Below are 22,668 nucleotides of genomic sequence, written 5' to 3'. Positions count from 1 at the left end.
TGACGTCACCTCGTTTCTTCTTTACGCTCCTTGGCGCGAAGCTGACCACAAGCAGCATCGATGTCTGATCCTTGTTCACGGCGGATCGTCACATTGATTCCTCTTTTTTTCAACGTGCGTTCAAATTCGAATATTTGATCTTTTTCTGTTCGTACAAAATCACGTTCAGGTACGTAGTTTACTGGAATTAAATTCACATGACATTTCAAATCGCCAATTAAATCAGCCAATTCCTCTGCATGCTCAACCTGATCATTTACGCCACTGCCAAATAATCCGTATTCAAATGTAACTCTTCTTCCCGTTTTATCCACGTAATAACGAATAGCATCCATTAAATCAGGAAGCTTATATGCTTTGTTTATTGGCATCAATTTTGAACGAATTTCATTATTTGGTGCATGAAGTGAAACGGCAAAATTAATTTGAAGTTTTTCATCCGCGAATTTGTATATTTTCGGAATAATTCCGCTTGTTGAAACCGTAATATGGCGAGCACCAATGTTAAGACCTTTATCATGGTTTATCGTTCTCAAGAAGCTCATCATTGCATCGTAATTATCGAAAGGTTCTCCGATTCCCATAATTACTAAATGACTGACACGTTCACCTGACTCATCTAGAGCTTTTTGAACCTTTACTACTTGTTCCACGATTTCCCCTGCTTCAAGGTTTCGTTTTAATCCGCCAAGTGTGGAAGCACAAAAAGTACAACCAATTCGACAGCCAACCTGGGTCGTCACACAGATTGAATTGCCATATTCATGACGCATCAATACCGTTTCAATTGAATAACCGTCTTGTAATTGGAATAAAAATTTAATGGTTCCATCTTTGGATGTTTGTTGGATGATTGTTTCCAAAGTAGTTAATGAAAATGATTCAGTAAGTTTTTCACGAAGAGCTTTTGATAGATTTGACATTTCATCAAATTCTGCAACACGCTGCTCATACAACCATTTATAAATTTGTTCTGCTCGAAATGGCTTCTCGCCATTTTCTACTAACCAGCTTTTTAGCTGATCAAGCTCCATCGAGTAAATCGATGGTTTTCGAACGATTTCTTGTTCCTTTTTCTTTCTTTCTACTGCTTGTACCATAATAAATTATTCTCCTTTTTTAAAGCACGCTATGAAAAAGCCGTCTCCACCGAAATCTTGTGGAAATACTTGAAGCACTTGCTCTTGAACAAGTGGTTGAATGGCTTCTGGTAAAGATTCTGCCGTCGCGAGCTTCATTTGTGGTTGTTTCACCAAAAACTGAGTGACGGTTTGATGATTTTCTTTCTTATCAACTGTACATGTACTGTAAACTAGAGTACCGCCTGGCTTAAGCATTTCTACTGCCGATGATAACAAAGAAAGTTGAATGGATTGAAGAGATTCAAGATCTCGCTCATTTTTTGCATACTTTATATCAGGCTTTCTTCTTAAAACGCCTAACCCACTGCATGGGGCATCAACTAATACACGATCAAATGAAGCGGGTTCAAAACGTTCTTGAACTTTTCTAGCATCTAAAGCATGCCCTTCAATATTGGTAAGCTCAAGTCTTGATGCGTTCTCTTGAATAAGTTTAATTTTATGTGGATGAAGATCCAGCGCAAGAACTTTCCCTTCATTATTCATCCTTTCAGCAATATGCGTTGTTTTCCCTCCAGGTGCTGCACACATATCCAGTACGCTTTCTCCAGGTCTAGGATCCAATGCATAAGCTACTAGCATAGAACTCTCATCCTGTATCGTCAAAAAACCTGATCGAAAAGCTTCCGTGTGGGCAATATTTCCACGTTTTATCTGTATGCCTTCTGGAATGATTCTGCTTTCCTCTGCCTCCACACCTTCTTCAGCTAACAATCGTAAAACCTCATCCTTTGATGATTGTGTCCGGTTAACTCTTGCTGTTTGAACAGGTGGCAGCAAGTTTGTTTCACACATTTCACGTGTCTTTGTCAGGCCAAATTGCTCGGACCATCGGGCAACCAGCCATAGCGGGTGACTTGTTTCAATGGATAATCGCTCGATCGGGTCATTGATGGTATCAAGAGATGGGACTCCTTGACGCTGTATAGATCGAAGGACGCCATTAACAAGACCCGAAATACCTTTATGTCCCTTTTTTTTCGCAATTTCTACTGCTTCATGGATTGCAGCTCTCTCAGGTACACGGTCTAAATAAAGCATTTGATATAGACTCATTCGAAGTAAATTTCTCACCCAGCCTTCCACCTTCTTTTTTATAAAAGGTGTCAGATAAAAATCAAGAGTAAGTTTACGTTGAATCGTACCGTAAGTTAGTTCAGTCAGTAAACCTATATCAGGTCCCTTAATCTCAAATTGGCGTATGGCATGATTTAATAAAAGATTACTGTATGATTGGTTTTTGTCAATTTGGTCTAATATATGCAGTGCGGCTTCTCTAACTGAATACGATGGTTTAGTCATTTATAAAACCTAACCTTTCACCAACTGTTATTGAAGTTCCTGCTCCTCGCAAGTAGTCAGACGCAAGCATTTTCTTTTTGCCAAATGGCTGCAGCTCCGTAATTAAAATGGCTGTTTCATTGCCAGTAGCAACGACTGGTCCTAGGTCCGTTTTCTCTATTATAACACCAGGCACAGATTCGTGTTTTGTAAGAATTTTCTTAACTTGCCATATTTTCATCACTTTCCCTTGATACATAGTATAGGCAACGGGCCATGGGTAAAGTCCGCGAATTTGATTGTAAATTTCCTCTCCAGATCGGCTCCAATCAATTAATTCTTGTTCACGTTTAATATTCCAGGCAAACGTAGCCGCTTGATGATCTTGTGGCGTCCGGCTTGCCGTTCCTTCAATTAAGGAGGGAAGCGTTTCGGATAGAAGTTCCGCACCGACTACGCTTAATTTATCATGCAGCGAGCCAACGTCATCCATCTCATCTATCTTTATGGCTCGTTGGGTAATGACATCCCCTGCATCAAGCTTTTCAGCCATATACATAATGGAGATCCCCGTCTCTTCTTTCCCTTGAATGATGGCATAGTGAATCGGTGCACCACCTCGAAGTTCAGGAAGAAGCGATGCATGTACATTAATACAGCCTAACGCCGGTATCTCAAGTAATTCCTTTGGCAAAAGCTGTCCGAAAGCTGCTGTAATAATTAAATCAGGCTGAAGAGCTTTGATCCGATCGAGTTCAGCTGATCCAGACAATTTTTCAGGCTGGATGACTTCGATTCCATGTTTTAACGCTTCAACTTTTACCGGGGGAGGGGTCAATTGTTTTTTTCTGCCTACTGGACGATCAGGCTGCGTAACAATAGCCTGGACATTGTAGCCGTCTTTAATGATTTGCTGCAAAATTGGAACGGAAAATTCAGGTGTGCCCATAAAGATTACATTTTTCATTCCACACCGTACCCTTCTATCTCTTCTTCATCGATGTATCGTGTCACTTTTGAAGTAAACAAGACGCCGTGCAGGTGATCGATCTCGTGCTGGATGGCTCTAGACAAATATCCTTCAGCCTCAATCTCATACCATTCTCCATTTCGATCCTGTGCTTGTACAATTACAACATCAGGTCTCTCGACTTCACCATACACACCAGGAAAGCTGAGACAGCCTTCTAAATCTACAGACTTACCTTCTGATGTGATAATGGTTGGATTTATCAACTCTATCGTTCCTTCGTCATCATCCAAATCCACTATAGCTATACGCTTGTTAATGCCAACCTGCGGAGCAGCTAATCCCACTCCATCTGCTTCTACCATTGTCTCATACATACTGTCGAGCAATGTATGAAGATCCTTATTAAATTCTTTTACTGTAATGCTTTCTGTTTCCAACACCTTATTCGGGTGTTTTACGATAGGTAAAATCGCCAAACGTAATTCCTCCTCAAGTCCTTCTATAACATCATATATGGCTGCACATCTATGTGAATCAACAATGAATCATTTGTTGATTTTGGTTGATACGTGTCTAAAATTGATTTTAATAATGGCTTTAGCTCCGGTTCCATTTTGTATTTTACCAAACATTGATACCGATATCTATTTTGGATCCGGGCAATCGGTGAAGCAACTGGCCCTAATATAATTGCGTTATTTGACAGTTTCTGTTTTAAAAGAGAGGTAATTTCCTCACATACCGAGACAACCTTCAACAGGTTTTCATGACTTAATGTCACCATAGCCAAAAAATAATACGGAGGATATTGTCCAATTCTTCTCATCATCATTTCTTGTTTATAAAATAACTCAAATTGCTGTGTCTTTGCTAGATCAATTGAATAATGCTCTGGGGAGTAGGTTTGAATAATAACCTCTCCTTTTTTATCATGCCTGCCTGCACGACCGCTTACCTGCGTTAATAGCTGAAATGTTTTTTCAGCTGACCGAAAATCAGGTAAATGCAGCATGGTATCAGCACTTAACACACCCACCAGCGTTATGTTTGGAAAATCAAGTCCTTTTGCAATCATCTGCGTTCCAAGTAAAATATCCGCTTCTCCTTGTCCAAAAGCAGTTAGAAGTTTTTCGTGTGAACCTTTACGCGTCGTTGTATCTACATCCATACGAATAACCCTTGCCTCAGGAATCAATTTGGTCAGCTCTTCTTCTACTTTTTGTGTTCCTGTTCCAAAATAGCGAATATGCTCGCTCTGACATTCTGGACATTGAACTGGAACGCGATCTTCATGTCCACAATAGTGACATTTCATTTGTTCTGAATGTCGATGATAAGTCATCGAAATATCACAGTGGGGACATTGCATAACATATCCGCAATCACGGCACATGACAAAAGAAGAGTGCCCTCTTCGATTTAAAAATAATACCGTCTGTTCTTTCTTTTCAAGACGAAGGGTAAGCTGTTCAAATAATTGGCGGGAAAACATTGAACGGTTTCCCTCACGCAGTTCTTCCCTCATATCTACAATTGTTACTGAGGGTAGCTCCTGATTGTTCATCCTCCTTGTGAGTGACAGCAGCTGATATCGATTTTTTTGAGCTCGAGCAAAGGTTTCTAACGAAGGAGTTGCACTGCCTAGAATAACCGGGCATCCGTGACGTCTTGCCCGTTCAATTGCGACATCTCGAGCATGGTAGCGAGGGGAATCCTCTTGTTTATAGCTCATCTCATGTTCTTCATCGATAATCACCACACCTAGTTTTTCAAAAGGAGCGAAGATCGCAGATCGTGCTCCCACGACCACATTAACTTCTTTACGATGAATCTTTCGCCATTCATCGTACTTTTCTCCAGTGGATAAACCGCTGTGCATCACTGCTACCCGGTCACCAAAACGACCTTTAAACCGTTCGACCATTTGCGGGGTGAGAGAGATTTCAGGCACAAGCATAATTGCCTGTCTGCCTTGGCTTAACACCTGATCAATTGTTTGTAAATAGACTTCTGTTTTCCCGCTTCCAGTAACTCCATGAAGCAAAAATGTTTCATGCTCATAGTCATGTACCTTCTGCAAAATTGGTCCAATAGCAGTTTGCTGTTCCTCCGTTAAGGAAAAAGCGCTTGTTTTTTGGAACATTCGGTCCTGGTACGGGTCTCGATATACTTCTTTGAAGCTTTCAATTACGTAGCCTCGGTCAATCATTGTCCGAATTGTCGAGCTTGAAGCTCCTGTTTCATCTTTCACCGTTGCTGCATTTTGTTCATCACTTTGGTGATCTAACAAAAATTGAATGACTCTTTTTTGTTTATCCGCTTGTTGAGGTAACGTATCAAGGAGAACTAACGCTTCTTCACTGGAAGCCGCTAAAGAAAGAACACGTTCTTTTTTCTTTTTCCCTTTACTCGATACCGCGTATTTAAGCTCCATTTGTCCTGCTGTCACAAGCTGTTGAAGTTCATTTAACAGCTTTTTCTCTATTCCTTCTTTCCAGCTTAGTCTTCCTTCTTTGTCCAAATGCTTGCTAATACTTTGTGGAAGCTGTTCTACTGGAACAAGGGCTTCAAAGTTTTTTTCATACTTCGCCTTCATAGCCGCTGGCAGCATTACTTGCATAGCTGAAATCTGATAGCATAGCGTTTCTTCTGACAGCCACTCAGCAAGCGATAATAGCTCTTCATTTAATACAGGGACAATATCTAGCACGTCTTCAATATCTCTCAGTTTGTCATAAGACGATTTTTCTAAAAGAGCAATAACAAAGCCCTGGATTTTGCGCGGTCCAAATGGAACAACAACACGCATACCTGGCCGAACAAGTCCTTCAAGTGAAGGGGGAATTCGGTAATCAAACGCTCGATCTGTTTGTTTTGCTGGAACATCAACAATGACAGAGGCGATCATAATTCATTCTGGCCTTGTGCTTTATGGATTACCAGGTCAATGATGTCTTTAAGCAATTCTTCCGCAACCTCTTCCTTTGAAAGAATTGGTAATTCCTTCTTAGAGCCGTCTCGATGAAAAATACTCACAATGTTCGTATCGCCGCCAAAACCTGCACCCGTTTGTTTAACATTATTTGCTACGATAATGTCAGCATTTTTTGATTGCAGCTTTTTCATGGCATAATGTTCCAGATCTTGCGTTTCAGCAGCAAAACCAACCAATATCTGATGTTCTTTCTCTTCTCCAAGCTGTTTTAAAATATCAGTCGTGCGTTCAAATTCCATGACCATCGAGCCATCTTGCTTCTTCAGCTTCTCCAGATGCTTTATTGCCGGGCGATAATCTGCCACTGCAGCGCTTTTGATCACAACATCTGAGGCTTTAAAATGTTCAAATACTGCCTGTCTCATTTCCTCAGCGGTATCCACTTGAACCAGCTTCACGTTTTTTGGTGCTTCTAATGAGACCGGGCCTGAAATAAGCGTTACTTCCGCTCCCCATTCTGCAGCTTTCTTTGCAATCGCATAGCCCATCTTTCCAGTTGAATGATTAGTGAAAAATCGTATTGGGTCCACATGTTCTCTCGTTGGACCCGCTGTAATCATCACTTTTTTCCCCTTTAATATATCTGAGGTCGAACGATGCAGATTTTCTTTTACTAGCGCAACAATCTGCTCAGGTTCTTCCAATCTTCCTTTTCCTACGTACCCGCATGCCAAGAAACCTTCCGATGGCTCGATAAATCGATGTCCAAAGGAATGTAGTGTATCAATATTTTTTTTCACAGCTGGATGATCATACATATGCACATTCATTGCCGGCGCTATCCATACTGGTGATGTCGCTGCAAGCAAAGTTGTAGAAATCATATCATCTGCAATTCCGTTTGCTAGTTTCCCAAGGGCATTAGCTGTTGCAGGCGCTACTAAAATTAAATCCGCCCAATCAGCAAGATCAATATGAGCAATTTTTGATGAATCCTTCTCGTCAAATGTGTCAAAATAAACATCATTACGAGACATTGCTTGGAAAGTGAGTGGAGTAACAAATTCCATCGCATTATTCGTCAACATCACCTTAACATCAAAACCAGCCTGACTCAGCTTGCTCGTCAGTGCCACTGCTTTATATACAGCAATTCCTCCTGTAACACATAGTAGTATACGATTCTTTTCCACAGTGTTCCAACTCCCCTGTTTCACAATCATTGCTTTCATTATGAATGAAAAGGATACTTTTTTCACTTCTTAAATGTAAAAGAAAAAACAACCCATGGGTTGTTATTTTTCGTCAGCATATTCAATTCCTTCAAGCGGTTTCTTCATTACTAAATGACCGGCTGCAATCTCTTCTAACGCCTGCCCAACATATTTAATGGAATGATAGCGGTCAAGCGTACCTTTATCACCTTTTTCCTGCATGTTGCGAGCACGTTTAGCAGCCACACTTACTAATGAATATTTTGAATCAATGTTCTTTCTTAATGAATCAGATGATGGGTATAACATATTATTTAACCTCCAGCATTTTTTTGTAGCGAGCTTCAACTCGCTCACGACGCAAATGTTCTGCTACTACGATCGCTTTTATTCGCTCGCTTGCTTTTTTTACTTGGTCATTTTCTACAACATAATCATATAAATTCATCATTTCCAGTTCTTTCTTAGCTGTCTCCACACGGTTGGCAATGACGTGAGATGATTCTGTCCCACGATGAATAAGGCGGTTTTCAAGCTCAGAAAGACTTGGCGGGGCTAGAAAGATAAATAATCCCTCTGGGAACTTATCTCTTATTTGTCTTGCTCCCTGCACTTCGATCTCTAAGAATACATCTCGGCCATCGTTGATGGTGTCTCTTACATAGTCTACCGGTGTACCGTAGTAATTGCCAACAAACTCAGCGTATTCTAACAGCCTGTCCTGTTCAATGAGTTTTTCAAATTCTTCTCTGGATTTAAAAAAATAATCAACACCGTCTACTTCTCCTTCACGAGGAACACGTGTTGTCATCGAGATCGAGTACTCGAATGTTATGTCTGGCTGAGAAAATAATTCTTTTCTCACCGTTCCTTTTCCCACACCTGACGGACCTGAAAGGACAATTAATAATCCCTTTTCTTTCATCATTGCTTACCCTTCTTCCTGACCTTCTTCTTTATCGATTAATCTGGATGCCACCGTTTCAGGCTGCACAGCAGATAAGATAACGTGATCACTATCCATGATCATCACAGCCCTTGTTCTCCTGCCATACGTAGCATCGATTAGCGTTCCCCGATCTCTCGCATCCTGAATCAGCCTCTTAATTGGTGCTGATTCAGGACTTACAATTGAAATGATCCGGTTAGCAGATACGATATTACCAAATCCAATATTGATCAGTTTAATTGACATCCATGACACCCCTTCTACACTATACCCATGCAGTTGTATTCATATAATCTATTCAATATTCTGGACTTGTTCTCGAATCTTTTCTAATACAGATTTTAAATCTACTACTAGTGATACAAGCTCAGCATCATTTGCCTTAGAACCAATAGTATTTACTTCTCGGTTCATTTCCTGGGTAAGAAAATCCAACCTTCTCCCAATCGGTTCTTCTTTATTTAGGGCAATTTCAAACTGTGTTAAATGGCTGTTTAAACGTGTCAGTTCTTCAGTCACGTCTATTTTTTCAGCAAATACCGCCACTTCGATCAGGATTCTGTTCTCATCTATCTCACCATTCACGTAATCTTTCATTCTTTTTTCTATACGTTCACGATATTTGGATGTGATCGTTGGACAAATCTGCTTTGCTTCGTCAGTGACCTGCTTAAATGATTGTAAGTGAAGTCGCAAATCTTTTTCAAGCTCTTTTCCTTCATTACTTCTCATAAAACATAGACGATTCGCAGCCTCTTCAAGAGCTTGTATAATTAGCGACTCAATTTCTTCATCCATTTCCTCTGTTTCTTCGATCGTCACTAAATCTGGACGTGAAAGAAGATGGTCAAGTGTGATATCTTGAGAGATTCTATAGCGATTCTTCGCTTCCTTAACAAAATCATGATAAGCATCAAGCAGCTGCCAGTCAATATTTAATGAGCGATTCAATAATTCTCCGCCTGAAATCGTGACAAAAACGTCCACTTTTCCTCTTTTTATGTATTGGCCAATCGTTTTTTTAAATTTGTCTTCCCTTTTCACAAACTGCCTTGGCATACGAATGAAGCATTCTAGAAATCGATGATTAACTGATTTCATCTCCACCGTCACCATATGTCTCTTTGACTCGGCAATTCCTCTGCCAAAACCTGTCATGCTTAATACCACTGTTCGATCTCACCTACTTTGTCTAAAAATAAATAAGCAACAGATCGTTCGTCCATTGGTCACACTATTATAGCATAACCATCACGCAATTCGTAAAAAAATGATAAGATGATAATGAAGGAAACAATAATAAAGATTGATTTTCGAAACGAGGGATTAAAATGTCATTTGATGGATTATTCACAAGAGCCATGACAAACGAACTAAAAAATACATTGGGTGGTGGCAGAATAAGCCGCGTTCATCAGCCTTTTAAAAACGAAATCGTGCTGGTTATTCGTGCACAAGGTACGAATCACAAAGTCTTGATATCAGCACACTCCACATATGCACGTGTACAAATTACAAATGAAACCTATGACAACCCTAGCGAGCCGCCAATGTTTTGCATGCTTCTAAGAAAGCACCTGGAAGGAGCGATCATTGAAGCAATCTATCAAAAGGAAATGGAGCGTATTATCGTCATTGAAGTAAAGGGACGTAATGAAATTGGTGATATATCCTATAAACAGCTCATTATTGAAGTCATGGGACGCCATTCAAATATAACACTGGTTGATAAGGATCGTACAATGATTCTGGATAGCATTAAACACCTTTCTCCTTCAGTAAACAGGGTACGGACCATCATGCCTGGTGCACCGTTTGAATGGCCGCCAGAGCAGGGTAAGATTGACCCATTTAATGTTGATCATGAAACCTTTCTGCAGCAAATTGACTTTAATAGCGGAAAAATTGACCGCCAGCTCGTTTCACGTTTTTCCGGCATTTCCCCTTTGTTTGCCAATGAGGTTATTACAAGAGCGGGCTTAACCACAAAAGAAGCACTTTCTCATGTTTTTTTTACATTAATTGAACAAGTGCGAAGGCATAATTATTCCCCTTCCTTTATGCAGCACGAAGGAAAGGATTATTATTATCTGCTGCCTCTTAAACAATGGTCAGCAGGAAAGATTACGAACTACTCCACCCTTAGCGAAATGCTGGACCGCTTTTACTTCGGTAAAGCTGAACGCGACCGTGTAAAGCAGCAAGGTCATGATCTTGAACGATTTATTCGCAATGAAAAAGAGAAAAATGAATTAAAGATTAAAAAGCTTGCAAAAACCCTTGAACAAGCAAATAAAGGAAATGAATATCAGCTCCAGGGAGAGCTGTTAACAGCTAATTTATTTGCTGCTCAAAAAGGAATGGAATCAATCACTGTACAAAACTACTACGACGAAGACGGAGCAATGATCACAATCACGCTCGATCCTAGAAAAACACCGTCTGAAAATGCACAAAAGTACTTTACAAGATATCAAAAAGCTAAAAATGCACTTGGTGTTGTTGAGCAGCAAATCAAAAATGCAACAGAGGAAATCGCTTATCTCGACCAACTGCTGCAGCAGCTTGAATCAGCTTCCACATCTGATATTGAAGAAATTCGTGAAGAGCTGGCTGAAGAAGGCTATATAAAAGCCAAGCAGCAAAAGAAAAAAAAAGCTCAGACAAAGAAGCCTCACCTTGAGGAATATGAAGCGACTGACGGGACACTTCTTCTTGTAGGAAAAAATAATAAACAAAATGATTATTTAACTAACCGTGTAGCAGCAAGAGATGAAATTTGGCTCCATACAAAGGATATTCCTGGATCTCATGTTGTAATTAGAGATCGTGAACCTTCCGAGCAAACCATTCTAGAAGCCGCAGCAATTGCCGCCTATTTTAGTAAAGCACGAGCATCAAGCTCTGTTCCAGTTGATTTCACTAAGGCGCGTCACGTAAAGAAGCCAAACGGAGCCAAGCCTGGATTTGTTATTTATGACAATCAGGAAACGGTTTATGTCACTCCTACTGAGGAGCTAATTTTAAAGCTTAAAAAATAATAGTTTTTAGACAATAAAAAGTGAGTGCCTCCATTAATTAAAATTAGGAGCACCCACTTTCTTAATGTTATACAGAACATCACCATATTTATGTAAGCTGATTCTTCCAATCGCGCAATGCACGTAGATCGCTTTCTTTTACAAAGCCGAGCTGAGCTGCCTTTTCAATAAGCGTCTCATAGTCGGTTAATGAATAATTCATTACCTCTGCGTCCTTTAGTGCTTCCTCTGCTTTTGGCAATCCATATGTAAAGATTGAGACGATTCCAAGTACTTCGCACCCTGCTTCTTTTAGTGCATCAACTGCCGCAAGACTGCTTCCTCCTGTGGAAATCAAATCCTCAATTACGACAGCCTTTTGCCCTTGCTGCACAAGCCCTTCAATTTGATTGCCCTTTCCGTGCTTTTTGGCTGAAGAACGCACATAGCACATTGGCAACTCCAATTGATCGCTTACCCACGCCGCATGAGGAATTCCTGCTGTAGCTGTACCCGCAACAACGTCAACTTGTGGAAAATGTTCTCGAATTAATACAGCAAGTCCTTTTGCAATATCTTTTCTTATGTTTGGATAGGACATGGTCAAACGGTTGTCGCAATAAATAGGCGCCTCGATCCCTGAAGACCAAGTAAATGGCTCGTCCGGACGGAGAAATACCGCTTTAATTTGTAACAGCTGCTCTGCGATTTGATGTTTCATTTACTCTTCCTCCCATTCTTTTCGAACGATTTCGTATGCTTCAACTGGATTTTGATGGTCTGTAATCGCTCGTCCAACGACGATTGCACTTGAACCAAGTAATTTGGCATCAGCAGGAGTAGCCGTTCTGATTTGGTCGTGTGCAATTCCTCTTTCCAGCCTAACACCAGGAGTCACTCGCCAAAAATCCTCTCCTGCAGCTTGTGCGATTTGTTTTGCTTCCAGAGGGGAACAGACAACTCCATCAAGTCCAGCTTCTTTTGCCAGGAGTGCATAATGTAAAACAGATTCCTGTATACATGTCGCGATGCGCTGTTCCTTCTGCATTTGTGCTTGCGATGTTGAAGTAAGCTGGGTAACAGCTAACAGCTTTGGCCGTTTGGCCCCGCCTGCTCCTTGTTCCAGTCCTTCAAGCGCTTCTTCCATCATACGCTTTCCGCCAGCTGCATGGACATTAATCATATCCACACCGAGTGAAGCAAGACCTTTCATTGCTTTTTTAACCGTTGTCGGAATATCATGGAGCTTCAAATCTAAAAAAATTTGATGATCCTGTTCTTTTAATCTTTCAATGATGATTGGACCGTTTTGCAAATACAGCTCCATCCCAACTTTTACATATAATGATTCTTGAAAAAGCTGTAAAAACCTTTCAACCTCTTTAAAGGTCGACATATCAAGCGCGATGATTGGCTGTTTTACCATGCTTTCCCCAACTCCTTCCTTTTAAATCAAGAATGTGTTCAAGCTCCCACTCCTTTACAATTTTAGAGAGATCTTCGATAATTGCCGGACAAGCAAACGGATCAACAAAATTTTGTGTTCCAACTGCAACTGCACTTGCTCCAGCTGATAAATAATCGACTACGTCATAGGAATCTTGAACACCTCCCATCGCAATAATTGGAAGAGCGGTTCTCTGACTTACCTCATATACCATACGAATCGCGACTGGTTTTATTGCCGGGCCAGATAATCCGCCTGTTTTATTTGCAATAATTGGATTACCTGTTTTTCGATCAAGGCGCATTCCAACAAGCGTGTTAATCATGGTTAAACCGTCTGCTCCACCTTCTTCAACTGCAAGAGCCATTTCAGTGATGCTCGTTACATTCGGAGAAAGTTTTACATAGACAGGGACTTCTGAAACTTCTTTCACACGCGCTGTAAGTTCTCTTGCCGTTTTAGGATCTGTACCAAAGGCAATTCCCCCATCTTTTACATTAGGACAGGAAATATTCAACTCAAGTGCCTTTACATTTTCAGCAGTAGAGATGACTCTTGCGACATCAATATAGTCCTCTAGAGTGGAGCCTGCAACATTCGCAATGATAGGCACATCAAACTGCGTGAGCCAAGGAAGCTCATTTGCCATTACATGATCAAGTCCAGGATTTTGCAAACCAATCGCATTCAGCATACCAGAGGAGGTCTCAGCTACCCTTGGTGTCGGATTTCCAAATCTTGCTTCCTTCGTTGTCGCTTTAATCATAATGGCACCGAGCTCGCTTAAATCATAGAACTGGCTATATTCTTTGCCAAAACCAAAGCAGCCAGAGGCTGGCATGATCGGATTTTTCAACGATAAGCCTGGCAGTTCAATAGCTAATCGATTCATACAACCACCACCTTGCTTTTAAATACCGGTCCATCACTGCACACTTTTTTATAAGCTGTACCTGTGTCATCTCCCTGCACATGACATACGCACGCAAGACACGCTCCAACACCGCAGCCCATTCTTTGTTCCATTGAAATGTAGCCGTCTACTCCAGAAAGCTTTTGTTCTACTGCTCGAAGCATTGGAGCAGGTCCACAGGTGTAGTATCCATCAATCGTTACATCGAGCTTGTCTATGACGTCTGTTACAAAGCCCTTCGTTCCAAACGAACCATCTACAGTTGCGATGTAAGTTTCGCCTAGGGCTGTAAATTCCTCTTTATAAAAAACCACTTTTTGTTCCTGAAAACCGAGGATATGAATGACTTTTACACCTCGGGAAGTCAGGCGCTTTGAAAGCTCATACAAGGGCGGTACACCGATTCCCCCTCCAACTAATAAAGCAGTTTGTCCTTCTTCAAGTTCATCTACAGGAAAACCATTCCCTAATGGACCTAACACATTGACCGTAAAGCCCTTCATTAATTGCGAAAGCGTAGACGTTCCACTCCCGCTTCCTGAAACTCGGTACAGCATCGTAAATTGTTCGTTCTCACGATCGATTGAACAGATACTGATCGGGCGTCTTAAGAGAGGTTCACTTCCATTCATAATTTTCACATGGACGAACTGGCCAGGTGAAGTCATTTCATTTGTTAAAGAACCTCTAAGTGTCAGCTCAAAAATATGATCAGCGATTTGTTTATGAGAGACAATGATCATATCCTGCTTTTGAATCATACTCGCACAGCCTCCTTTTTATCTGGCGACATGGAGTCAACAGCAAAGTTCATCGATTCAAATACCCGGACCATTGCTTCAGCTGTATCAAGAGATGTTAAACAAGGAATGCTGTTTTCAACGGATTCTCTTCGAATACGGAAGCCATCTCTTGCAGGCTGCTTGCCTTTTGTTAATGTGTTAATGACAAGCTGAATCTCTCCTGCTTGAATGAAATCAAGCAACGTTTTTTCTCCCTCACCAATCTTATTGACGACTTCAATTGGAATCCCTGCCTCTTGAAGAAAAGCAGCTGTACCTCCAGTTGCCAAAATTTTATAACCGAGATAATGGAATCTTTTCGCAATGGCTGCCGCCTCAGGCTTGTCCTTATCAGCAACTGTCAGCAAAACTGAACCATTATTTTTCATACTCATGCCAGCTGCTACTAACCCTTTATACAATGCTTTTTCAAGTGTATGATCCCTGCCCATTACTTCTCCAGTAGATTTCATCTCTGGGCCAAGCGTGATATCTACTCTTCTAAGCTTAGCAAAAGAGAATACAGGTACTTTTACATAAACGCCTTGACCCGGCGATACTAGTCCAGTGCCATATCCCAGTTCTGTAAGCTTCGAGCCTAAAATCGCCTTTGTCGCAAGATTTGCCATCGGTATTCCCGTGATTTTGCTTAAAAACGGTACAGTCCGGCTTGAACGAGGATTTACCTCTAAAACATATATTTCCCCTTTTGAAATCACATATTGAATGTTAATTAGCCCTATAATCTTTAATCCTTTTGCCAATCGGGTTGTATAATCGACAAGTTGCTCCAAATGCTCCTTCGAAACAGATTGAGGCGGATACACAGCGATCGAGTCTCCTGAGTGTACCCCTGCACGTTCTATATGTTCCATGATTCCTGGTATAAGAACATTTTCTCCATCAGAGATCGCATCCACTTCAATTTCTTTTCCTGTTAAGTATCGATCGATAAGAACCGGATGCTCGGGACTTGCTTTTACAGCATTTTGCATATAATGTAACAATTCTTCTTCAAGATAAACAATCTCCATTGCTCGTCCACCTAGTACATAAGAAGGTCGAACTACAACGGGATAGCCAATCTCATCGGCGATTAATAGGGCCTGTTCGACAGAGGTTGCTGTTTTACCCATTGGCTGTGGAATCTCAAGCTTCGTTAGCGTATGCTCGAATTTATCTCGGTTTTCAGCTCGATCTAAATCCTCTAAGCTTGTCCCCAGAATTCGGACTCCTCTTTCAACTAGCTTATCCGCAAGATTAATCGCTGTTTGTCCGCCAAACTGTACAATTACTCCTTCTGGTCCTTCTAAATCAACAATATGCATAACGTCTTCTATTGTTAATGGTTCAAAATAAAGCTTATCTGAGATAGAAAAATCTGTAGATACGGTTTCTGGGTTGTTATTTATAATAATAGCTTCATATCCAGCTTCCTTAATAGCCCAAACCGAGTGAACTGTTGCATAGTCGAACTCAACTCCTTGTCCAATTCGAATTGGACCTGAACCAAGAACAATTACTTTTTTACGATCGCTTTTAATGGACTCATTTTCATCTTCATACGTTCCGTAGAAATATGGCGTAGATGATTCAAACTCTGCTGCACATGTATCAACCATTTTATAGACTGGTACGATTTCATTATCATGGCGCCAATCATATACTTCTTTTTCTGAACAATTCCAAAGCTTTGCCATCGTTTTATCAGCAAATCCCATACGCTTTGCTTCATATCCTACTTGCTTATTAAATGGATTTTCTTTAACATTCGATTCAAACTGAATGATATTGTTCATCTTTTTCAAGAAAAAGAGGTCAATTTTACTCCACTCATGAATGGTCTCCATTGTAACTCCGCGTCTGAGAGCTTCACCTACATAAAATAGACGCTCATCCCCAGCCTTTCTAATTCTTCTCTCAATCCATTCATCTGTTAACAATTCTGCATCATCGAGCTCGAGATGATAAACCCCGCTTTCAAGGGAACGTACAGCTTTTAACAATGATTCTTCAAGCGTACGTCCAATTGCCATAACCTCTCCAGTCGCTTTCATTTGCGTACCAAGATTACGTTTTGCTGACTCAAATTTATCAAATGGCCATCTTGGAATTTTTGATACAACGTAATCTAGTGCAGGCTCGAAGCAAGCATAAGATGTACCCGTTACTGGATTCATCATTTCATCAAGCGATAGACCTACAGCGATTTTCGCTGCCAGCTTTGCAATTGGATAGCCTGTAGCCTTTGATGCTAATGCTGATGAACGGCTTACACGCGGATTAACTTCAATGATGTAGTATTGATAGCTATCTGGATCAAGTGCTAACTGAACGTTACAGCCTCCTTCAATTCCAAGTGCCCGTATAATCTTTAATGAGCAGTTGCGCAGCATTTGGTATTCACGGTCACTTAATGTTTGTGAAGGTGCAACAACAATCGAGTCACCAGTATGAATTCCTACAGGATCAATATTCTCCATGTTACATACCACAATGGCATGATCCTGCGCATCTCGCATAACCTCATATTCAATTTCCTTAAAGCCCGCTATGCTTTTTTCTAATAAACATTGTGTAACAGGACTATATTTCAAACCGCTCTTAACGATTTCCACTAGTTCTTCATCGTTATGACAGATTCCTCCACCCGTACCGCCCAGCGTAAAGGCTGGGCGCACGATCACTGGATAGCCAATTCTTTCAACAAACACTTTCGCTTCCTGCAAGTTATGTATAATATCACTTTCAGGAACGGGTTCACCCAGTTCGTTCATTAATGTACGAAAAAGGTCACGATCCTCCGCCTGCTGAATCGCACTAAGCTTTGTTCCAAGAATCTCTACTTTAAACTCATCAAGAATCCCGGACTCAGAAAGCTCGACTGCCAGATTCAATGCGGTTTGACCACCTAGTGTAGGCAAAAGTGCATCCGGACGTTCCTTCCGAATAATTCTGCTGATAAATTCAACTGTTAGAGGTTCTAGATAAACTTCATCGGCAATTTCTGTATCCGTCATGATGGTTGCTGGATTTGAATTGACTAATATTACATGGTATCCTTCTTCTTTTAACGCTAAGCAGGCCTGTGTTCCTGCATAATCAAATTCTGCTGCTTGACCAATAACAATGGGTCCTGATCCGATTACAAGAATACTTTTTATGTCTGTACGTTTAGGCATTTATTTTATCCTCCTTAAGGGATTGCTCCATCATCGTCATAAATGAGTCGAACAAATCGTTTGCATCCTCTGGTCCAGGTGATGCCTCCGGATGGTATTGTACAGTGAATGCCGGAACTTCTTTATGGCGCAACCCTTCAATTGTTCCATCATTTAATGCAATATGGGTAATTTCCAATACTGTATTTTCGATTGAAGCAGGATCGACAGAGTAACCATGATTTTGTGCTGTAATGGCTACTTTTCCTGTAGAAAGCTCTTTAACAGGATGGTTCGATCCACGGTGGCCAAACTTAAGCTTGAATGTATCACCGCCACATGCAAGTGCGAATAATTGATGACCTAAACAGATCCCAAACATCGGCACGACACCAAGTATTTCTTTGATCATTTCGATGGCTTCCGGTACATCCTTAGGGTTTCCAGGTCCATTAGAGAGCATAATGCCATCAGGATGAAGAGAGAGAATGTCCTTTGAGCTCGTGTTGTATGGAACAACGACCACGTCACAATCACGTTGATTAAGCTCTCGTAAAATACCATGCTTCATGCCAAAGTCTACAAGCACCACACGCTTTCCTCTACCGGGACTTGGATACGGAGTAGGAGTTGATACCTGCATTACCTGATTTGTTGGAAACTGTGTTTCTTTAAGGGATTCGACTGTTTTCGCAACATCCTGATCGATTGCCGTTAATCGGCCCTTTAGTGTCCCATATTGTCGGATTAAACGAGTCAGTTTACGAGTATCGATTCCCGCAAGTCCTGGAATTCCTTTTTGTTTTAATAATTCATCGATCGTTAATTCACTGCGAAAATTCGATGGAAGATCAGTGGCTTCTCTTACGATTAAAGCTTTAATGGAAGGCTGTATGGATTCAAAATCGTCGCGATTTATACCGTAATTCCCGATTAATGGATAAGTTAATGTCACCATCTGCCCGCAATATGATGGATCTGACAAAATTTCTTGATAGCCTGTCATACCTGTGTTAAACACAACTTCTCCTGACGCTTCTGTTTCACTTCCAAAACCTTCTCCGATAAATACTGTGCCATCTTCTAAAATAAGCTGTCGCTTCATCATAATTCCTCCTGCCATACAAGTTTGCCGTTAACAATCGTTGTAACGGGCCATCCCATTGTCTCCCGGCCGTCAAACGGTGTATTCCTTCCTTTTGATAAAAAGGTAGATGCATCAATTGCTTGTGACTTTGTTAAATCTAGCAAAACAAGATCAGCATGTTTCCCTATTTCAATACTTCCTACTGGAAGCTGAAACACTTCAGCTGGTTTCACAGTCAGCCAGTCTAGCAGCTGGCTCAGCGTCCAGCTCCCTGTTTTCACAAAATGAGTATATAGTAGTGTAAAAGCTGTTTCTAACCCGACAATACCAAACGGTGCCCGTTTCATTCCTGCTGCCTTTTCTTCTGCAGTGTGGGGAGCGTGGTCCGTTGCGATAAAATCAATGGTGCCATCCTCCAGCCCTTCAAGTAAAGCCTGCTGATCTTCCTTAGCACGAAGTGGAGGGTTCATTTTAAACATCGTGTTCTCTTCTAAAATATCATCCTCTGATAATAGCAAATGGTGTGGTGTTACTTCTGCTGTAACTCGAATTCCAGCCTTCTTCGCATCACGTATCACACGGACAGACTCCTTAGTCGACACATGACATACATGGTAGTGACAGCCAGTAGCTTCTGCCAATAAAACATCTCTCGCAATTTGTACAGATTCACATATAGAAGGAATACCCGGAAGATTTAATTCCTGTGACTTCTTGCCTTCATGCATACAGCCGCCGTAAATTAATGAATTATCTTCACAATGAGCGACCACAGCCTTGTTTAACTTCACTGCGGTTGCCATCGCTTTATACATCATTCCAGCTGATTGAATTCCCACTCCATCATCTGTAAATGCAAACGCTCCAAGCTCAGCAAGCGCTGGCATATCAACAAGCTCTTCGCCTAATAGCCGCTCCGTAATGGACGCATATGGGATCACGCGTACATGAGCTTTTTGATGGATCTGTTCAAGTAATGATTTCATATTTTCCGTTGAGTCTGGTACAGGACGTGTATTTGGCATTGCCGCCACTGTCGTAAAGCCGCCTCTTGCCGCAGCAAGCGTGCCTGTTTTAATGGTTTCTTTTTTTTCTCCTCCTGGTTCACGCAGATGAATATGAACATCGACAAATCCAGGAACCAGTGTGTGCCCCTTTGCTTCAAACGGCTCTTCACCTTGATTCTCTAATTCAGTTCCGATCTCAGTGATCACGCCCTCTTTAATCCGTACATCAACCTGCACTGATTCATCATTCACTAGCACTGCCTGCTTAATTAACAAATTCATGTTTTATTGCCTCCCTTTGATTTAATACATATTGAAGCATCGCCATTCTTATATAAACCCCATTCTCCATTTGCTTAAAAATTCTTGAACGATCACACTCTACAAGTGAATCCGCAATTTCAACTCCACGATTTACTGGTGCTGGATGCATGATAATGCTTGAGGGTTTCATTTTTCTTTCTCGTTCTTCAGTTAGACCGTACTGCTGGTGATATTGATCTTTTGAAAAAGACACACCAAACGCATGCCGTTCATGCTGCACCCTAAGCATCATTAATACATCACTTTCTTTGACAGCCTGATCAAGTTCTACATTAGGACCAAGATGATCAAGTGATGAATCCATCCACTCCTGAGGTCCGGCAAATTGAACGTATGCACCAAGTCTATTCAATGCTTCCGCATTTGATCGTGCAACACGGCTATGGCTTATATCACCTACGATTGTCACCGTTAGCCCGTTAAACCGTTGAAATTCCTGATAGATGGTCAAAAGATCGAGTAGACATTGTGATGGATGATGACCAGTTCCATCTCCGCCATTAATAATCGAAAGCTTTACCCGACCAGTTAATTCATCAAAATAACGATCCTCCATATGTCTTATCACGACAACATCGAGCCCAATCGCTTCAAGTGTTTTAACTGTATCGTATAGAGTCTCGCCTTTTTGAATAGAGGCGGTTTGTGCATCAAACGAGATCATTGATAGACCTAATCTTCGCTCAGCCATTTCGAAGCTTATTTTCGTTCTCGTACTGTTTTCAAAAAACAAATTTGCTGCAAAAGCAGAATGAAAAGTGCATTGTTTGTTTGATTTGTACTGTTCAGCGGCGTGCAATAGCTCTAACATTTGCTCATTTGTCAAATCATCCATCGTTAAAATATGCATGTTTCCCCTCCTATAAAAAAACACCTTTGAGGAGGTCCCCAAAGGTGTTTTCAAGCTTCTGTCCAGGAAAATTCTTAGTTCTCACCTGGTTCATCACTCAATTCGCCTTTGAAAGCCTCACGGGACTTCATTTAAAGGTTGACTATGCTGCTCCTTGATCCTCTTTCTCGAACATATTTCCTTCTTCTTCCTTATTTCTTCCTGGAAGAACAAGATTCAGTGCTATTCCCACGATTGCTGCAAGTGCCATCCCGGAAAGAGAAAGTGTGTCAGTGACTTGAACAAAAGCGCCACCGATGCCAATGATCAAAATAACAGAAGAGATGATCAAGTTGCGTTTATTTGAGAAATCTACTTTGCTGTCAATTAGCATTCTAAGGCCGCTGGAAGCAATGATACCGAATAATAGAATGGATATCCCTCCCATTACTGCGGATGGTATCGAACTAATTAATGCAGAAATCTTTCCTACAAAACCAAAGGTAATGGCCAGTACAGCGGCTCCACCGATAATGTACACACTGTATACTTTGGTAATCGCCAATACGCCAATGTTCTCGCCATATGTGGTATTGGGAGGACCGCCAATTAGAGAAGAAATTACTGTAGCTGCACCATCTCCGAGAATGGAACGATGAAGGCCTGGTTTTTCCAAGAAATTACGGCCGACCACTTTACTAACAACCATTTGATGTCCTGTATGCTCTGACAGCGTTACAATTGCAACAGGCACCATAATAATTAATACTTCCCATGGAAAGCCTGGCGTGTAGGTGACAAATGGGATAACAAAATCCGGCATAGCAAACCATTTCGCATCAAGCACCGGCTGGAAGTTCACAAGCCCTGCAAAAACACCTGCGATATACCCTCCAACTATACCGATCAAGATCGGAATTAAACCGAAAAAGCCTTTAAAGTAAATGGATCCGATAATAACAATCGCTAATGTAATCAATGCTACAAAGATGTGCGTTCCGCTGTAAACTAGCTCAGCAGCGGGAGCACCTGGATTTTCATACATTGCCATTTCAACGGCCGTACCTGCCAATCCTAACCCAATTACGATAATGATCGGTCCCACAACGATAGGCGGCAAAATTCTCATTAACCATGAAAGACCTAACTTATAAATCAATAATGCCACTAGACCATATATAAGTCCTGCAAAAAAGCTTCCAAACATAGCAGCTTCAGGTCCGCCCATTGTAGTTGCGGAAATAATCGGTGCAATAAAAGCAAATGATGACCCAAGATACGCAGGGATTTTCCCTTTCGTAATAAGTAAGTAGGCAAGAGTACCAAGACCGCTTGAAATTAAAGCGACTCCAGGGCTTAACCCCACAAGTACCGGTACTAAAACTGTTGCGCCAAACATGGCAAATAAGTGCTGTAAGCTTAATGTGAGCCACTGAGCTGGTTTTGGAACTTCGTGTACATCCAATACTGGACGCTGTGTCTGAGATATTGACATTGCTGTTGACCTCCTAAAATAAAAACCCTCTTTGTATTTTCCAGCAGGAAGACAAAGAGGGCATAAGAAGGTTATAAGGGCACTTTACTCCCTTATGGTACTTCTTACA

Annotated in this window: 20 protein-coding genes; 1 reads left to right on the top strand and 19 read right to left on the bottom strand. The window is 41.2% G+C overall.

What is annotated here, in order from left to right; genetic code table 11:
• Positions 1 to 5: 5 nt before the first annotated feature.
• From rlmN to KP78_RS11095, 10 genes are all read right to left on the bottom strand, one after another.
• The gene (gene rlmN, locus KP78_RS11140) at positions 6 to 1,100 is read right to left on the bottom strand and encodes a dual-specificity RNA methyltransferase RlmN (RefSeq protein ID WP_041088968.1); all 1,095 of its coding nucleotides are present in this window, start codon (positions 1,098 to 1,100) and stop codon (positions 6 to 8) included.
• A gap of 6 nt (positions 1,101 to 1,106) precedes the next feature.
• Positions 1,107 to 2,444 carry a 16S rRNA (cytosine(967)-C(5))-methyltransferase RsmB gene (gene rsmB / locus KP78_RS11135; protein ID WP_041088966.1) on the bottom strand — a complete coding sequence of 446 codons (1,338 nt, stop codon included), beginning with the start codon at positions 2,442 to 2,444 and terminating at the stop codon, positions 1,107 to 1,109.
• On the bottom strand, positions 2,437 to 3,390 hold the full coding sequence (gene fmt, locus KP78_RS11130; protein ID WP_041088964.1) for a methionyl-tRNA formyltransferase: 954 nt from the start codon (positions 3,388 to 3,390) through the stop codon (positions 2,437 to 2,439). The genes rsmB and fmt overlap by 8 nt, the downstream gene beginning before the upstream one ends.
• Positions 3,387 to 3,872: a peptide deformylase gene (gene def, locus KP78_RS11125; RefSeq protein ID WP_041088962.1), complete on the bottom strand. Its 486-nt coding sequence runs from the start codon at positions 3,870 to 3,872 to the stop codon at positions 3,387 to 3,389. Before def ends, fmt begins: the two co-directional genes overlap by 4 nt.
• A gap of 23 nt (positions 3,873 to 3,895) precedes the next feature.
• Positions 3,896 to 6,307, bottom strand: a complete 2,412-nt coding sequence (priA, locus tag KP78_RS11120; protein WP_041088960.1) for a primosomal protein N' — start codon at positions 6,305 to 6,307, stop codon at positions 3,896 to 3,898.
• Complete coding sequence (gene coaBC / locus KP78_RS11115; RefSeq protein ID WP_041089914.1) at positions 6,301 to 7,554, bottom strand: bifunctional phosphopantothenoylcysteine decarboxylase/phosphopantothenate--cysteine ligase CoaBC; 1,254 nt, start codon at positions 7,552 to 7,554, stop codon at positions 6,301 to 6,303. Before coaBC ends, priA begins: the two co-directional genes overlap by 7 nt.
• Before the next feature lie 72 nt (positions 7,555 to 7,626).
• Positions 7,627 to 7,854, bottom strand: a complete 228-nt coding sequence (rpoZ, locus tag KP78_RS11110; protein WP_041088958.1) for a DNA-directed RNA polymerase subunit omega — start codon at positions 7,852 to 7,854, stop codon at positions 7,627 to 7,629.
• Position 7,855: 1 nt separating this feature from the next.
• The gene (gene gmk / locus KP78_RS11105; protein WP_041089912.1) at positions 7,856 to 8,470 is read right to left on the bottom strand and encodes a guanylate kinase; all 615 of its coding nucleotides are present in this window, start codon (positions 8,468 to 8,470) and stop codon (positions 7,856 to 7,858) included.
• 6 nt (positions 8,471 to 8,476) lie between these two features.
• Positions 8,477 to 8,740: an extracellular matrix/biofilm regulator RemA gene (gene remA, locus KP78_RS11100; protein WP_041088956.1), complete on the bottom strand. Its 264-nt coding sequence runs from the start codon at positions 8,738 to 8,740 to the stop codon at positions 8,477 to 8,479.
• Between the two features lie 48 nt (positions 8,741 to 8,788).
• Positions 8,789 to 9,664, bottom strand: a complete 876-nt coding sequence (locus KP78_RS11095) for a YicC/YloC family endoribonuclease (protein WP_041088954.1) — start codon at positions 9,662 to 9,664, stop codon at positions 8,789 to 8,791.
• 161 nt (positions 9,665 to 9,825) lie between these two features.
• Between KP78_RS11095 and KP78_RS11090 the strand changes: the two genes are divergently transcribed.
• On the top strand, positions 9,826 to 11,535 hold the full coding sequence (locus KP78_RS11090) for an Rqc2 family fibronectin-binding protein (RefSeq protein WP_041088952.1): 1,710 nt from the start codon (positions 9,826 to 9,828) through the stop codon (positions 11,533 to 11,535).
• An 88-nt stretch (positions 11,536 to 11,623) separates the two neighbouring features.
• Here the strand turns inward: KP78_RS11090 and pyrE are convergent, their stop codons facing one another.
• The 9 genes from pyrE to uraA form a co-directional block, all read right to left on the bottom strand.
• On the bottom strand, positions 11,624 to 12,235 hold the full coding sequence (pyrE, locus tag KP78_RS11085; RefSeq protein WP_041088951.1) for an orotate phosphoribosyltransferase: 612 nt from the start codon (positions 12,233 to 12,235) through the stop codon (positions 11,624 to 11,626).
• Positions 12,236 to 12,940: an orotidine-5'-phosphate decarboxylase gene (pyrF, locus tag KP78_RS11080; protein WP_041088949.1), complete on the bottom strand. Its 705-nt coding sequence runs from the start codon at positions 12,938 to 12,940 to the stop codon at positions 12,236 to 12,238.
• A complete protein-coding gene (locus KP78_RS11075; protein WP_041088947.1) occupies positions 12,912 to 13,853 on the bottom strand; it encodes a dihydroorotate dehydrogenase in 942 nt (313 codons plus the stop codon). Before KP78_RS11075 ends, pyrF begins: the two co-directional genes overlap by 29 nt.
• Positions 13,850 to 14,635, bottom strand: coding sequence for a dihydroorotate dehydrogenase electron transfer subunit (locus tag KP78_RS11070; RefSeq protein ID WP_041088945.1), 786 nt, complete (start codon positions 14,633 to 14,635; stop codon positions 13,850 to 13,852). The genes KP78_RS11075 and KP78_RS11070 overlap by 4 nt, the downstream gene beginning before the upstream one ends.
• The gene (gene carB / locus KP78_RS11065; protein WP_041088943.1) at positions 14,632 to 17,838 is read right to left on the bottom strand and encodes a carbamoyl-phosphate synthase large subunit; all 3,207 of its coding nucleotides are present in this window, start codon (positions 17,836 to 17,838) and stop codon (positions 14,632 to 14,634) included. The genes KP78_RS11070 and carB overlap by 4 nt, the downstream gene beginning before the upstream one ends.
• Positions 17,831 to 18,922 (bottom strand): carbamoyl phosphate synthase small subunit, encoded by a 1,092-nt coding sequence (locus KP78_RS11060; RefSeq protein WP_041088941.1) that lies wholly within the window; start codon positions 18,920 to 18,922, stop codon positions 17,831 to 17,833. Before KP78_RS11060 ends, carB begins: the two co-directional genes overlap by 8 nt.
• Positions 18,922 to 20,193: a dihydroorotase gene (locus KP78_RS11055; protein ID WP_041088940.1), complete on the bottom strand. Its 1,272-nt coding sequence runs from the start codon at positions 20,191 to 20,193 to the stop codon at positions 18,922 to 18,924. Before KP78_RS11055 ends, KP78_RS11060 begins: the two co-directional genes overlap by 1 nt.
• Positions 20,177 to 21,085 carry an aspartate carbamoyltransferase catalytic subunit gene (locus KP78_RS11050; RefSeq protein WP_041088938.1) on the bottom strand — a complete coding sequence of 303 codons (909 nt, stop codon included), beginning with the start codon at positions 21,083 to 21,085 and terminating at the stop codon, positions 20,177 to 20,179. Before KP78_RS11050 ends, KP78_RS11055 begins: the two co-directional genes overlap by 17 nt.
• 142 nt (positions 21,086 to 21,227) lie before the next feature.
• Positions 21,228 to 22,559: a uracil permease gene (gene uraA, locus KP78_RS11045; protein ID WP_041088936.1), complete on the bottom strand. Its 1,332-nt coding sequence runs from the start codon at positions 22,557 to 22,559 to the stop codon at positions 21,228 to 21,230.
• Positions 22,560 to 22,668: the final 109 nt, after the last annotated feature.

Origin of the sequence: Jeotgalibacillus soli, assembly GCF_000829435.1 — a bacterium.
GTDB lineage: Bacteria > Bacillota > Bacilli > Bacillales > Jeotgalibacillaceae > Jeotgalibacillus > Jeotgalibacillus soli.
Note: the sequence above shows the minus strand (reverse complement) of the source record. Positions and strands in the feature narration are given on the sequence as shown.